We start from the raw sequence: 14,487 nt of genomic DNA on the forward strand, positions 1-14,487 counted from the left end.
TCCCGCCGATGCCGGAAAAGCTCCCGGACCCACGGGTGGAAATCCGGGTGGAGACGCAAGGTGGAGCCACCCCCTAGGGGCCCCTCGGGGACCGCCCGGCAACCGCCCCTTTTTCAGTGCCCCGCCGCTAGACGTCCCCCGCCCGCAACCGCGCGATCTGCTGGCCGCTGAACTCCACCGTCCGCCTCATGTGGCCGACGATCACGGCGAGTTCGGCGTCGCCGAGGTCGTCGAAGAGGGTGAACCAGCCGCCGCCGAGCCGGTTCCACATGCGCCCGAACTCGGTGATCTTCTCCGGCACGGTCGCCACCAGCACCCGCCGCCGGTCCTCCGCGTCCCGCTCCCGGACGACGTACCCCGCCCGCTCCAGCCGGTCCACGAGCCGCGTCGCCGACCCGGTCGTCAGCCCCGTCAGCTCGGCGACCCGGCCCGTCGTCACGGGCCCGGCCTCCAGCGTGAGCAGGTTCAGGCACTGCAGATCGGTGGGGTGCAGCCCCAGCCGGTCGGCGACGGCCTGGTTGAACAGGGCGTACGACGCCATGTACCGGCGCGAGACGGTGGACAACTCGTCCAGCAGCCGCGCCCGCGCGTTCCCGGACATGTCGTACCCCTCGTCGCCTGTGCCGTTCCGTACGTGCCGTGTGTGACGTGCGGAGATCGAGATCGTACGACGCGCTCGCGGACGTGGCTCCGCGGTACTACGGGTGTGGCTCAGAAGTAGTAGGTGTCACCGGTGTCCAGGACGAGCACCCGCTGCTGGTCGTTGGCCCGGTTCCCGTCCACCGCACCCCCGCCCCACACCGTGTCCAGCTCCAGCAGCACCTCGGAGGACGCGTCCCGCAGCCGTACCCGCAGCTCGATCCGCTCGCCCACCGCGTCCGCGGCCAGCGCTCCCGTCCGGCACACCACCACCCGCTCCCCCGACCGGGCACACCCCTGCGGCAGCGTCTGCCGGTCCGCGAGCGGCTTCGACCAGCGCAGCCGTACGGTCGCGTCGGGCACCGCGGACGGGCCGTGGTTGCGCGGGGTGAACCGGACGTCCACCCGGCCCGCGGTCATGGCGGCGGAGCCGTGATAGGCGAGATCCGCCTCCGGGCCCGGCACCCAGGGGGCCGCGCCCATCACCGCGAGCGCGGTACCCGCCACAGCGCCGACCCGTAGTACCCGTACTACCCGCATGCCATCCACTCCTCAGTGCACCCCTACGTCACGGTGGTCGTACGGATGTATCCCACGCGGAGCGTGCGACAGGCGCCGTCCATCAGGTGACAGGCCGCGTGCGGGTGACGAACCGCGTGATTCGATGGCGGCCATGCTCGTCCTCCGCTCCGCAGCCCTCTTCGTCGTCGCCGCCGTCTTCGAGATCGGCGGCGCCTGGCTGGTCTGGCAGGGGGTGCGCGAACACCGCGGCTGGCTGTGGATCGGCGGCGGGATCATGGCCCTCGGCGCCTACGGCTTCGTCGCCACCTTCCAGCCCGACGCCCACTTCGGCCGCATCCTCGCGGCGTACGGCGGGATCTTCGTCGCCGGTTCGCTGGCCTGGGGCGCGGTCGCGGACGGCTACCGGCCCGACCGCTGGGACATCACCGGCGCCCTGATCTGCCTGGCCGGGATGGCCGTGATCATGTGGGCGCCCAGGGGGAACTGAGCCGGAACCGAGCCCCCTATCCTGGACGGAGTCGTACATACGATCTCGTTGATCCGTCCCGAGGAGCAGCCCATGGCCACCGCCGCACCGTCCGCCGCCTCCCGTATCGCGGTCGTCACCGGGGCGAGCGGTGGAATCGGCGCCGCCACGGCCCGGCAGCTCGCCTCGGCCGGCTACCGGGTCGTCCTCACCGCCCGCCGCAAGGACCGCATCGAGGCGCTCGCCGAGGAGATCAACGGGAACGGCGGCCAGGCCACGGCGTACGCCCTGGACATCACCGACCGCGATGCCGTCGACGAGTTCGCGACCGCCTTCAAGACGATCGGCGTCCTCGTCAACAACGCGGGCGGCGCACTCGGCGCCGACCCGGTCGCGACCGGCGACCCCGCCGACTGGCGCACGATGTACGAGACGAACGTCCTCGGCACCCTGAACATCACCCAGGCCCTCCTCCCCGCCCTCACCGCGAGCGGCGACGGCACGGTCGTGGTCGTCTCCTCCACGGCCGGCCACGGCACGTACGAGGGCGGCGCGGGCTATGTCGCCGCCAAGCACGGCGCCCACGTCCTCGCCGAGACGCTGCGCCTGGAGATCGTCGGCACGCCGGTGCGGGTCATCGAGGTCGCGCCCGGCATGGTCAAGACGGACGAGTTCGCGCTGACCCGCTTCGGCGGCGACGCGGAGAAGGCGGCGAAGGTCTACGCGGGCGTCGCCGAGCCCCTCACGGCGGACGACGTGGCCGACACGATCACCTGGGCGGTCACCCGCCCCAGCCACGTCAACATCGACCTCCTCGTCGTCCGCCCCCGCGCCCAGGCCTCGAACACCAAGGTCCACCGGGAGCTGTGATGCCCGACGAAGAGGGCGGCCCGGCCGGTCCAGTTGGCCCGGACAACTCCCAAGAGGCCATGGACAAGCGCCGGTTGGCCGAGGAGACCAGGAACGAACGCAAGGTCTGGTACTTCCTCGCCTACTTCCTCTTCGGCATCCACGTCGTCGCGTTCGTGATGATCTACGCGGTGACGCACGCCCCGAACAAGTAGGCGGGGCTCACCAGTTGGCCTTCCAGGCCTCCGCTACCCGGCCCTCCGCTGTTTGAAGATCCACGCCCGGATGTCCTCGATGGCGTAGGCGATCGGCCAAGTCGAGTTGTGCTCAAGGGCGTTGGGGTTCTGTTTGACCTGGGCCTCGGTGAGAGTCGTTCCCTTGAGGAGGGCCGAGTAGTTGACCGTCGTCCCCTTGGCCGCCAACTCCTTGACGTCCGTGGCGAATTGGGCGGCGGTGGACCTGCCGTTCCAGGTGGCGCGGGCGACCTTCGTACCGGCCTGCTCGATGACCTTCGTGATGGCGTTCTCGCCCGGGTAGGCCTTGGTGTCGCCCTGGGAGACGGTGATCCACAGGTTCTTCTTCGCGAGGGGAGCGGCCTGGCCGGCGGGCCACTGACCGGCGACGACGAACGAGGCCGCGAAGAGATCCGGGTACTTGATGTTCAGCCCGAGGGCCATCATCGCGCCCATGGACTGGCCGGTGGAGTACACCCGGTCCGCGTCGATGCCGTACCGGCCCGTCAACTCCTCGACCAGGTTGGCCGTCGCGTCGAAGTAGGCCGTCGGCTTGTAGTCGTCGCTCACGACCACGGCCGGATACTGCGGCGCCAGCACGAACGCCTCCCGCACGGCCTGGTCCTCCGGACTCGCCCAGCACACCGCGCCGAGCCCCTGCACGAGGGTCGCCTTCACCGTGGTGCCGACCACGCCGGCGTCGTGCATGAAGAGAACGAGCGGATACGACGTGGTGGTGTCGTCCGGGTCGTAGCCGGCGGGGATGTAGAGGTTGTACGGCAGGGACTCGCCGGTCTTCGGATCCTTGAAGGTGAACTGCTCGAAGTCGTCCACGATCGGATTCACGGTCCGGCTGGTGGTGACCTCGGCGGCGCTGTCGACCGCGTAGACGGAACCGTCGGTGGCCGTGACGGTGCCGGTCTGGGTGACCGTCCCCTGTGCCTTCTTGATGTTGGCCGCGCCGCCCGTCGCGCCGAGGGTGGGGCCGGGGACGACTCCGGGGGTGCCGGAGGACCGCGTCGGCTGGGCGGCCGAGGACTGGCTCGCCGACGGCTTGGCGGAGCCACCCCCGCCCCCGTTCCCGTACGGGCCGGAGATCCCCCACAGCAGGGCGCTCTCATCGTCGGGGGACAGCTCGACGATGACATACGTGCCGTCGGTGCCCTGATCGGCCGTCGCCGCGCGGGTGTTGGCGTAGACCTTCGTGACCGTACGGCCCTCGACCTCGAAGGACGACGCCGAGAGCTTGGACGTGTCGATCTCGGTGTCGTACTCGACGGCGACCGCGATGAATTTCTGGCCCTCGCCGTAGACCTTGGTGATCGCGGTGGCGCTTTTCATATGCCCGCCGCCGCCCCCTCCGCCTGCTGAATCCGATTCACAAGCGGCCAGACCCGTGGTGGCAACCGCCGCCACTCCCAGAACCCGCCCTAGAAATGCGCGCCTTGTAGCCATTTCACTCATCACCTCGACTCAGTTCAGGGACTTGAGGATGCGATCGATTCGCGCCACGGCCTTCTCCGCCGTGCCCTTGATGTAGAAGCCGTCGACCGCCTCATAGGTGACATGGTCGAAATTCCATTTGTCGGGCATGTTCTTGGCACCGCCCTCGAACATCGACATGACGAAAGTGCTGGAGAAGGACGAGTTCTCGCGGATCGCGGTCGCGGTCGTGGTGGACAACTCCGGTTCCACACCCGCGAAAACGCCCTTGCCGACCTGGAAGACCCAGATCGGCACCTCGGCGGTGCCGGTGGGGGTGAAGGTGACGGTCTTGGTGGGCGCGCCGGCCTGGGGGCCCGTGACCTGGGTGGTGGTGATGTCGTCGGTGACGAGCCGCACGACGACCTGCTTGCCGCTCTCGTACGTGCCGATCCCCTGCGCCACCCGCACGATCTCGTTCCCGAGCCGCTCGCCCTGCGCGGTCAGCAGCGCGAACCCGGCGTCGTGCAGATCGACGCCGTAGGACCAGCCCTTGTCCTTGTCGATCGCGTACCGCTTCGAGCGGTACGCCGGGAACTGGTCACCGCACGCGCCCACCAGCCAGAAGCCGACGGCACCGGGGTACTGCGCCTCGACGTGCGTCATGGCCGCGCCGGCGAGGTCGGCGGTGATCGGCAGGGTGCCGTCGGCCATGACCGAGTCCTGCATCACGCACGACTGCACGTCGTAGTTGGCCAGGACGGCGATCGGGTCGCCGTCGAGATCGTTGAACCGGGCGACGTACACGCCCTTGTCCGAGGGCAGTTGCTCGTTCACGCCGAGCCAGTAGCCGTCGGCGGTGAGGACGTTGCGGTTGACGTTGACGCCGGACTTCCCGCTGCCGTAGCCGACCTCGGCGTCCTGGAGGCTCTTGACCGCGTCGGCGACGGCGGACTTGGTGGCGGCGACGATGTTCTGCACGTACGCGGCGGCACCGGCCGAGGACGAACTCGCCTGCACATGCGGCGCGGAGAAGCAGTGCGTGACGGTGACCATGATGTTCGCGGCGGCGACACCGCTCGCCGCGGTGACGGCGTCCCGCATCAGCGCGATCGCCTCCGCGCTGATCGAGGTCAGATCCAGCACGGCCAGCGCGATACGCCGGGACCCGGACTCCACCAACAGGACACGGACGTTGAGGTCGTCGTGCACGGCGGTGAAGTTGTCCAGCGGCAACAGCGAGGCGGCAGGCGTGAACGCGGCCTTGCCGACACCGACCTTCAGCCCACCGGCGTCCCCGGTGGCGGCCCGCGCGGAGGTGGCAGTGCCGAGGGCGGTCGCCGCGAGGACGCCGACCGCCCCGGCGGCCACCACACCCCGTCGGCTCAACTCGCCCTGATTCCAATGTCGCTCATTCATGTGCTGTCCTCCGAGACGCCGCGGGTGGGGGTCGGGCTAACACCCGGGCAGCATCACAGCGAAATTCGAGGCCAGCAATGAGGGGCACGCGCAAGTAATGATTGCGCGAATGGAGCGGGCATTTGACGTGCGACGGCGACGGAAATCCACAGCAATAGGCCGCGAATTCACAGCGGTCTCAGAGGAGTTGCAGAGCTCAGCCCTTCACGCAGACAACCTGCTTCAGCTTCGCCACGACCTCGACGAGATCCCGCTGCTGATCGATGACCTGCTCGATCGGCTTGTACGCGCCCGGGATCTCGTCCACGACGCCGGAGTCCTTACGGCACTCCACGCCCCGTGTCTGCTCCTCCAGGTCCTTCACCGAGAAGCGGCGCTTGGCCGCGTTACGGCTCATGCGCCGGCCGGCGCCGTGCGAGGCCGAGTTGAAGGACTTCTCGTTGCCGAGGCCCTTCACGATGTACGAACCGGTGCCCATCGAGCCCGGGATGATCCCGTACTCGCCGGAGCCGGCGCGGATCGCTCCCTTACGGGTGACCAGCAGGTCGACGCCCTCGTACCGCTCCTCGCTCACGTAGTTGTGGTGGCACGAGATCTCCGCGTCGAAGGCCGGCTTCGCCTTCTTGAACTCCTTGCGGATCACGTCCTTCAGGAGCGCCATCATGATCGTGCGGTTGTACTTCGCGTACTCCTGCGCCCAGAACAGATCGTTGCGGTACGCCGCCATCTGCGGGGTGTCCGCGATGAAGACGGCGAGGTCGCGGTCGACCAGGCCCTGGTTGTGCGGGAGCTTCTGGGCCGCGCCGATGTGGTGCTCGGCGAGCTCCTTGCCGATGTTCCGGGAGCCGGAGTGCAGCATGAGCCACACCGAACCATCCGAATCCACGCATACCTCGCAGAAGTGATTCCCTCCGCCAAGTGTGCCCATCTGCTTCGTGGCCCGGTCCTCCCGGAACTTCACGGCGTCCGCGACCCCGTCGAACCGCCCCCAGAAGTCGTCCCACCCGCCGGTGGCCAGCCCGTGCAACCGCCCCGGCTCCACAGGGCTGTCATGCATCCCCCGCCCCACCGGAATCGCCTGCTCGATCTTCGACCGCAGCCGCGACAGATCGCCGGGAAGATCGTTCGCCGTGAGTGACGTCTTCACCGCGGACATTCCGCAGCCGATGTCGACCCCCACCGCCGCCGGGCACACCGCGCCCCGCATCGCGATGACCGAGCCGACCGTCGCACCCTTTCCGTAGTGCACGTCCGGCATGACCGCCAGGCCCTTGATCCACGGCAGGGTCGCGACGTTGCGCAGCTGCTGGAGCGCGCCCTCCTCGACCGTGGCCGGGTCGGCCCACATACGGATCGGGACCTTCGCGCCCGGCATTTCCACGTACGACATATCGTCCTCATTCCCCTGTGGGTAATCAAAAAAGCTCAAAAGCCATACATCGCAAAACCGGTGCCAAGGTCAACGAAAGGGACAGCGGACCGGCGTCAACGGCTGTACGTGCGATAGACATTGTCTCCAGGGGGTCCCCCGGTGCGGCAAGCGAATAACCAGCGGGGACACTGGCAGACCCTGGATCGTTCAAGGGGTCGGGGGGCAGAGAAGACACCCGACACCTCCCTACCCGACACACCGTCGAGAGGAGCCCGACCGTGCAGCGGAAGGCCTACGTACCCGGCACCGCCGCGCTCCTCGTGGCGCTGCTGGCCGGCTGCTCGAGCGGCTCGGCCGACAGCGGTACGACGGACGACGCGAACCCGGGCGAGGCCGGTACGTCGACGGCGGTGGCCCAGCCGGGCAAGTACCGCACGCTCCCCGAACCCTGCGGGGCGGTCAGCCAGGGCACGCTCGACTCCCTGCTCCCCGGCATCAAGCAGATCACCGACGCGGAGCAGCGCGAGGCGGCGTACGCGGGCGAGGCGACGCTGACGTTCGACACGGACCGCAAGGTGGGCTGCCGTTGGAAGGTGGAGTCCACGGACGCGACCGACCACCTGCTGGTCGACTTCGAGCGGGTGGTGTCCTACGACAACGCCGTGAGCGACGACAACCAGGCGCAGACGATCTTCGCGACGAAGGAGACGGCGGCGGATCTCCCGGAGCCGACGGCGAGCGCCACGGCGTCGGATTCCGCATCGGACTCCGCGTCCGCTTCCGACTCCGCGACGCCCTCCACCTCCGCCACCCCCTCGTCCTCCGCGTCCAGCTCGTCCTCCGCGTCGGCCTCCGCTTCGGTCTCCGCCTCCCCCACCGGTCTCGAACCCCGCATCCTCTCCGGTCTCGGCAACGACGCGTTCCTCGACGACGCGTTGAGCAGTTCCGGATCCACGGCCCAGCAGCGCACGGTGACTGTGGTGTTTCGCACGTCCAACGTCATTGTGACCATCGAGTACGAGGAGCAGCCGGCGACGGTCGGTGTCGTGCCGGACAGCCAGAACATGCAGGACAGGGCGCGGAAACTGGCCGCGCAGCTGGCCGATTCACTCAACGGCTGAGACGTTCGGGGGTGCCGTTCGCGGGGTCGCGCAAAGCCCGTGAACGGAGACCGCACAGCTGACTCACCGCGTACCGTGGCCCCTCGGACCCGATCCGACGGCAGGAACCACGAGCGTCATGAGTGAAGGAACCATGCATCAACCAGCACAGCGAGACCGGAATGACCAGCAGCGGGCGAAGCGTCTGAGCCGCGTCCTTGTCTGCGCGGCCGCCGTCCCGGTGATGCTGATCGCGGCCGGCTGCTCCTCGGACTCCGGCTCCGGCGACAGCGCGGGCAAGGAGACGGCCGGCCTCGGTGCGACGACGTCCGCCGGCGCCACGGCCGCTCCGACGGTGCAGGCGGCGGCGTACAAGAAGCTGCCCGAGCCGTGCGCGGTGCTGTCGAAGAAGACGTTGACCGATCTGGTGCCGAAGGGCGCCAAGTCGGGCAAGGAGGGCGCGTCCAGCGACACGGCGTCGCGCGGCAGTTGCTCCTGGACGAGCCTGGACAACAACGGGGTCAAGGGTTCGCAGTTCCGCTGGCTGAACGTGTCGTTGCTGCGGTTCGACTCCTCGCAGACGCAGGGCGAGGGCGACAAGCTGGCCGCCGCGTACTACGCGAAGCAGGTCCAGGAGGCGCAGTCCGTCACCGGCGCGAAGAACGCCAAGTCGGAGCCGGTCGCGGGCGCGGGCGACGAGGCGACGGCGGTGCGCTACGACCTGAAGAAGAAGGAAGGCGCCTTCAAGCAGCAGACGGTGGTGGCGCGGGTCGAGAACGTGGTCGTCACGATCGACTACAACGGCGCGGGCCTCGCGGGCGAGAAGGCGCCGAGCGCGGACACGCTGACGAAGGCGGCGGAGAAGGCCGTGAAGGAGGCGGTGGCCGCGATCACGTCGGCCAACGGCACCGGCGGCGCGGGCACCACGGCCCCCAGTACCTCCGCCTCGCCCTCCAAGTCGGCGTCCAAGGGCGCGAGCGCCTCTCCTTCCCCCTCGGCCACGAAGAAGAGCTGACCGTCACATCCGCGTAAACGTTCGCGCCTCAACTCGCAGGTCAATGAAGCGTTTTGACGGAGCCCGGCCCCTTTGGGGACCGGGCTCCTGACAGACCGGCACCCAGGACGCCGCACACATGTGCCACCCTGTTGCGCGCAACAACATGTAAGGGGAGGGGAGTCCGGGTGTCCGCACCCATTCAGCTCACACGTATGCACCGGGTACTCATCGGTGTGGTCGTCTCCGGTGCGGTCGTCATCGCCGGTATCGGCTTCGCGGGTTCGTACGCCGCCGTGCGCGAACTCGCCCTGAAGAAGGGCTTCGGGAACTTCGCGTACGTCTTCCCGATCGGCATCGACGCGGGCATCTGCGTCCTGCTCGCCCTCGACCTGCTCCTGACCTGGATCAGGATCCCCTTCCCGCTGCTGCGCCAGACGGCATGGCTGCTGACGGTCGCGACGATCGCGTTCAACGGCGCCGCGGCCTGGCCCGACCCGCTCGGTGTCGGCATGCACGCGGTGATCCCGATCCTGTTCGTGGTCTCGGTGGAGGCGGCCCGGCACGCGATCGGCCGCATCGCCGACATCACGGCCGACAAGCACATGGAGGGCGTCCGGCTCACCCGCTGGCTGCTCTCCCCCGTCCCGACGTTCCTGCTCTGGCGCCGCATGAAGCTGTGGGAGCTGCGCTCCTACGAGCAGGTCATCAAGCTGGAGCAGGACCGCCTCGTCTACCAGGCCCGCCTGCACTCCCGCTTCGGCCGCGCCTGGCGCCGCAAGGCCCCGGTGGAGTCGATCATGCCGCTGCGCCTGGCCCGCTACGGCGTCCCGCTCGCGCAGACGGCCCCCTCGGGCCTGGCCGCCGCGGGCATCGAGCCCGTACTGCTGCCCCCGGCACCGCAGTTGGAGCCGGCCCGCGAGCAGGAGCAGCCGACGGCACCGGCCGTCCAGAACGCCCCGGCACCGGTCCGCGAGCAACTCCCCGCCGCCGAGGCGCACCAGGAGCCCGAGCAGCCGGAGGACCACGCCGCCGAGCCGCAGAGCCAGTGGCTCCAGGCGCGGGACCCGCAGACCGTCGCGTACCAGGGCGGCTACGACCCGACGTACGACCCGGACGCCGCCTACCGCCAGTGGTACGCGGAGCAGCAACAGGCCGAGCAGTTCGAGCAGTTCGAGGAACAGCAGCAGTTCCGGTCCCGGCAGCAGTTCGAGGAGCGGCAGCGCTTCGAGCAGCAGCAGCAATTCGCTCAACAGCAGCAGTTCGCTCAACAGCAGGCGTTCCCCCAGCAGCAGTTCGAGGAACCGCCGCTCCCCGAGCCGGAGCCCTCGCCCGAGGACACCGGCACGTTCCCGATCCCGGCGGGCCCGGGCCGTACCCGTGAACTGGGTGCGGGCGGCGGCACGGAGCCGACCGAGGACGACTACTACCTCATCTTCAAGAAGTCGATAGACGGCAGCTACCCGACCGGCGGCCAGTTCCGGGGCGACGTGGAGGCCACGTACGGCATCCTGCTCCCCCAGCGCGAGGCCGACCGCATGGCCACCCGCTTCACGAACCGCCACACGGCGGAACTCCAGGAGGACCACATCGCGTAAGCGGTCCCCCTCCGATCTCCTACGACGATGAGGGCGCCCCGGGCTCGATGGCTCGGAGCGCCCTCATCGTCGTAGAGCCGACTGGCCAGGGTCTTCTACTCCCCCAGCAGCCTCCGCACCCGCTCCTGGCCCACGGCCAGCAGCAACGTGGGCAGACGCGGCCCGGTGTCACGGCCGACCAGCAGGTGGTAGAGGAGGGCGAAGAACGTCCGCTGGGCGGTCTTGATCTCCGGCGGGAGTTCCTTGGCGGTCGCGTCGGCGGAGAAGCCGGCCTGGACCTTGGGGACGCCGTAGACGAGGTGGCTCAGGCCGTCCAGGGACCAGTGGTCGGCGAGGCCGTCGCGCAGGAGTCGCAGGGACTGCTGGGAGGGCTCGTCGAGGGACTTGAGGAGTTCGGTGTCGGGTTCGTCGCGCACGATGGTCCGCTGGTCGGCGGGGACGTGCGTGTTGATCCAGGCCTCGGCCTTGTCGAGCCGGGGGCGGACCTCGTCGAGGGTGGACAGCGGGTCGGAGGGGTCGAGTTCGCTGAGGATGCGCAGCGACTGCTCCTCGTCGCCCGCGGTGATGTCGGCGACGGACGCGAGGGTCCGGTACGACATCGGGCGGGGCGTGCGGGGCAGTTCACCGGCGGCGGTGCGGACGGCACGGGAGTGCGCGGCGAGGTCGGCGGGAAGGGCGGACCCCTCCTCGACCTTCCCGTCCAGCTTGTCCCACTCGTCGTAGAGGCGCTGGATCTCCTGGTCGAAGGCGATCTTGAAGGACTGGTTGGGGCGACGGCGGGCGTAGAGCCAGCGCAGGAGCTGCGGTTCCATGATCTGGAGCGCGTCGGCCGGGGTGGGGACCCCGCCCTTGCTGCTGGACATCTTGGCCATGCCGCTGATGCCGACGAAGGCGTACATGGGCCCGATGGGCCGCTCGCCGCCGAAGATCCCGACGATCTGCCCGCCGACCTGGAAGGAGGAGCCGGGGGACGAGTGGTCGACACCGCTCGGCTCGAAGATCACGCCCTCGTAGGCCCAGCGCATGGGCCAGTCGACCTTCCAGACGAGCTTGCCGCGGTTGAACTCGCTGAGCAGGACGGTCTCGGTGAAACCGTCCTCGGTGCAGACGTACGTCAGCTCGGTGGTGTCGTCGTCGTACGCCGTGACGGTGGTGAGGTCCTTGCCGCAGCTGCCGCAGAAGGGCTTGTACGGGAAGTAGCCGGCGGAACCGGAGCTGCCGTCGTCCTCCTCCGCCGCGCCGGACCCCGCCTCGGCCTCCAGCTCGGCGTCGTCGACGGCCTTCTGCTGCTGCTTCTTGGCCGGGGCCTTCTTGGTGCGGTACTGGTCGAGGATCGCGTCGATGTCGCCGCGGTGCTTCATGGCGTGCAGGATCTGCTCGCGGTACACCCCGGAGGTGTACTGCGCGGTCTGGCTGATCCCGTCGAACTCCACGCCCAGCTCGGCGAGGGAGGCGACCATCGCGGCCTTGAAGTGCTCGGCCCAGTTCGGGTACGCGGAGCCCTTCGGGGCCGGTACGGAGGTCAGCGGCTTGCCGATGTGCTCGGCCCAGCTCGCGTCGGTCCCCTCCACCCCGTTGGGCACCTTGCGGTAGCGGTCGTAGTCGTCCCAGGAGATGAGGTGCCGGACCTCGTGGCCCCGGCGGCGGATCTCGTCGGCGACGAGGTGCGGGGTCATGACCTCGCGCAGGTTGCCGAGGTGGATGGGCCCGGAGGGGGACAGCCCGGACGCGACGACGACAGGTTTGCCAGGGGCCCGACGCTCCGACTCCTCGATGACCTCATCCGCGAAACGGGAGACCCAGTCGGTGGTCTCGGTGCTCTGAGCCACGATCGGCACGTCCTTCTTTCTGGCACGGGGCAGCCGGTACGGTCGCACGACTGACCGTTTCATTGTCCCAGGCGAGCCAGCATCCACGAAAACGCCTTTTCCAAGCCCGTGACTGTGAGACCCCGGGGAGGGGAGCGCCCTTTAGTGGCACGGGGAACCGCGCGACCAGCCCCCACCGGCCCGCAGCCAAGAAAACCGCTTCACCCCCCGTGGGATACTGACCGTGTCTACCGAACCCACGAGGAGAACGGCTCCCACCCCATGACCTCGGTCACGTCGCTCACCGACCTAGTCCACCAGCGCCTCGCGGACGCCCTCACGGCAACCCTGCCGGAGGCCGACGCGGACCCCCTGCTGCGACGTAGCGACCGTGCCGACTTCCAGGCGAACGGCATCCTCGCCCTCGCCAAGAAGGCCAAGGCCAACCCCCGGGAGCTGGCGACACAGGTCGTGGCGAACGTCGTCACCGGCGACGTGATCAAGGACATCGAGGTCTCCGGCCCCGGCTTCCTGAACGTGACGATCACCGACCGGGCGATCACCGAGACCCTGGCCGCGCGCTACGCCGACGACACGGCCCGCCTCGGCGTACCCCTCGCCGCCCACCCCGGCACGACGGTCATCGACTACGCCCAGCCGAACGTGGCGAAGGAGATGCACGTCGGTCACCTCCGTTCCGCGGTGATCGGCGACGCTGTCGTCCAACTCCTGGAGTTCACCGGCGAGTCGGTGGTCCGGCGGCACCACATCGGCGACTGGGGAACCCAGTTCGGCATGCTGATCCAGTATCTGGACGAGCACCCGGGCGAGTTGGACCACGCCGACGCGGACGTCACCGGCGAGGAGGCGATGTCGAACCTCGACCGTCTCTACAAGGCCGCGCGCAAACTCTTCGACTCCGACGAGGAGTTCAAGACGCGGGCCCGGCGCAGGGTGGTGGAACTCCAGGCGGGCGACCCGCAGACCCTCGCCGCCTGGCAGAAGTTCGTGGACGAGTCGAAGATCTACTTCTTCTCCGTCTTCGAGAAGCTGGACATGGAGATCCGGGACGCGGACATCGTCGGCGAGTCGGGTTACAACGACATGCTGGACGAGACGTGCCGTCTGCTGGAGGAGTCCGGCGTCGCGGAGATCTCGGACGGCGCGCTGTGCGTGTTCTTCGACGACATCAAGGGCCCGGACGGCAACCGCGTCCCCCTGATCGTCCGCAAGTCCGACGGCGGCTACGGCTACGCGGCCACCGACCTGTCCGCGATCAGGGACCGCGTCTTCAACCTGAAGGCGACCAACCTCCTGTACGTGGTCGACGTGCGTCAGTCCCTGCACTTCAAGATGGTCTTCGAGACCGCGCGGCGGGCGGGCTGGCTCAACGACGACGTGACGGCGTACCAGTTGGCCTTCGGCACGATCCTCGGCAAGGACGGCAAGCCGTTCAAGACGCGTGAGGGCGTGTCGGTGAAGCTGGAGGACCTCCTCGACGAGGCGGTCCAGCGCGCCACCGCGGTCGTACGGGAGAAGGCCGAGAAGGTGGGCCTGACCGAGCAGGAGATCGAGGAGAACGGCCGTTACGTGGGCATCGGCGCGGTGAAGTACGCCGACCTGTCGACGTCCGCCGTCCGGGACTACAAGTTCGACCTCGACCAGATGGTCTCCCTGAACGGCGACACGTCGGTGTACCTCCAGTACGCCTACGCCCGCATCCAGTCCATCCTCCGCAAGGCCGGCGAGTCCCGCCCGGTTGCCCACCCGGAGCTCGAACTGGCCCCGGCGGAGCGGTCGTTGGGCCTGCACCTGGACCAGTTCAGCGAGGTGATCGCGGACTCGGCCAAGGAGTACGCCCCCCACAAGCTGACGGCGTACCTGTACCAACTGGCGTCCACGCTCACGACGTTCTACGACCAGTGCCACGTACTGTCACCCGACAACGCGCCGGAGGTCGTCGAGAACCGCCTGTTCCTGGTGGACTTGACGGCTCGGACGTTGCAGCGGGGGATGGGGCTGCTGGGGATCAGGACGCCGGAGAAGCTCTGACCGTAGGCCGGTT

At 68.9% G+C, this 14,487-nt stretch carries 13 protein-coding genes; 7 read left to right on the forward strand and 6 right to left on the reverse strand.

The genetic code is table 11. The annotated features are described in order from the left end of the window. Nucleotides 1–127 precede the first annotated feature (127 nt). Nucleotides 128–601, reverse strand: a complete 474-nt coding sequence (locus OG714_RS22600; RefSeq protein WP_406123522.1) for a MarR family winged helix-turn-helix transcriptional regulator — start codon at nucleotides 599–601, stop codon at nucleotides 128–130. Between the two features lie 110 nt (nucleotides 602–711). Further along, the gene (locus OG714_RS22605; protein WP_406123524.1) at nucleotides 712–1,179 is read right to left on the reverse strand and encodes a hypothetical protein; all 468 of its coding nucleotides are present in this window, start codon (nucleotides 1,177–1,179) and stop codon (nucleotides 712–714) included. Between the two features lie 133 nt (nucleotides 1,180–1,312). On the opposite strand from OG714_RS22605, the gene OG714_RS22610 reads away from it, so the two are divergent. The 3 genes from OG714_RS22610 (at nucleotide 1,313) to OG714_RS22620 (ending at nucleotide 2,691) form a co-directional block, all read left to right on the forward strand. Beyond that, on the forward strand, nucleotides 1,313–1,648 hold the full coding sequence (locus tag OG714_RS22610) for a YnfA family protein (RefSeq protein ID WP_406123526.1): 336 nt from the start codon (nucleotides 1,313–1,315) through the stop codon (nucleotides 1,646–1,648). Between the two features lie 72 nt (nucleotides 1,649–1,720). Then, nucleotides 1,721–2,497 carry an SDR family NAD(P)-dependent oxidoreductase gene (locus tag OG714_RS22615; protein WP_406123528.1) on the forward strand — a complete coding sequence of 259 codons (777 nt, stop codon included), beginning with the start codon at nucleotides 1,721–1,723 and terminating at the stop codon, nucleotides 2,495–2,497. Next, nucleotides 2,497–2,691, forward strand: a complete 195-nt coding sequence (locus OG714_RS22620; RefSeq protein WP_406123530.1) for a hypothetical protein — start codon at nucleotides 2,497–2,499, stop codon at nucleotides 2,689–2,691. The genes OG714_RS22615 and OG714_RS22620 overlap by 1 nt, the downstream gene beginning before the upstream one ends. Nucleotides 2,692–2,724: 33 nt before the next feature. Here OG714_RS22620 and OG714_RS22625 read toward each other — a convergent pair whose 3' ends face one another. The 3 genes from OG714_RS22625 to OG714_RS22635 form a co-directional block, all read right to left on the reverse strand. Next, nucleotides 2,725–4,050 carry a hypothetical protein gene (locus OG714_RS22625; protein ID WP_406123532.1) on the reverse strand — a complete coding sequence of 442 codons (1,326 nt, stop codon included), beginning with the start codon at nucleotides 4,048–4,050 and terminating at the stop codon, nucleotides 2,725–2,727. 132 nt (nucleotides 4,051–4,182) lie between these two features. Next, a complete protein-coding gene (locus tag OG714_RS22630; protein WP_406123534.1) occupies nucleotides 4,183–5,550 on the reverse strand; it encodes a hypothetical protein in 1,368 nt (455 codons plus the stop codon). Between the two features lie 196 nt (nucleotides 5,551–5,746). After that, nucleotides 5,747–6,940, reverse strand: a complete 1,194-nt coding sequence (locus OG714_RS22635; RefSeq protein WP_406123536.1) for an RtcB family protein — start codon at nucleotides 6,938–6,940, stop codon at nucleotides 5,747–5,749. A gap of 260 nt (nucleotides 6,941–7,200) precedes the next feature. On the opposite strand from OG714_RS22635, the gene OG714_RS22640 reads away from it, so the two are divergent. The 3 genes from OG714_RS22640 (at nucleotide 7,201) to OG714_RS22650 (ending at nucleotide 10,614) form a co-directional block, all read left to right on the forward strand. Continuing rightward, nucleotides 7,201–8,043: a DUF3558 domain-containing protein gene (locus OG714_RS22640; protein ID WP_406123539.1), complete on the forward strand. Its 843-nt coding sequence runs from the start codon at nucleotides 7,201–7,203 to the stop codon at nucleotides 8,041–8,043. A 118-nt stretch (nucleotides 8,044–8,161) separates the two neighbouring features. Then, a complete protein-coding gene (locus OG714_RS22645) occupies nucleotides 8,162–9,037 on the forward strand; it encodes a DUF3558 domain-containing protein (RefSeq protein ID WP_406123541.1) in 876 nt (291 codons plus the stop codon). A gap of 167 nt (nucleotides 9,038–9,204) precedes the next feature. Further along, nucleotides 9,205–10,614, forward strand: coding sequence for a DUF2637 domain-containing protein (locus tag OG714_RS22650; protein ID WP_406123543.1), 1,410 nt, complete (start codon nucleotides 9,205–9,207; stop codon nucleotides 10,612–10,614). Between the two features lie 95 nt (nucleotides 10,615–10,709). Here OG714_RS22650 and lysS read toward each other — a convergent pair whose 3' ends face one another. Continuing rightward, entirely contained in the window at nucleotides 10,710–12,452 is a 1,743-nt protein-coding gene (lysS, locus tag OG714_RS22655; protein WP_406123545.1) for a lysine--tRNA ligase, read from the reverse strand. Between the two features lie 252 nt (nucleotides 12,453–12,704). Between lysS and argS the strand changes: the two genes are divergently transcribed. Continuing rightward, nucleotides 12,705–14,474, forward strand: a complete 1,770-nt coding sequence (gene argS / locus OG714_RS22660; RefSeq protein WP_406123546.1) for an arginine--tRNA ligase — start codon at nucleotides 12,705–12,707, stop codon at nucleotides 14,472–14,474. Nucleotides 14,475–14,487: the final 13 nt, after the last annotated feature.

Source organism: Streptomyces sp. NBC_00989 (assembly GCF_045162655.1).
Classification (GTDB): domain Bacteria; phylum Actinomycetota; class Actinomycetes; order Streptomycetales; family Streptomycetaceae; genus Streptomyces.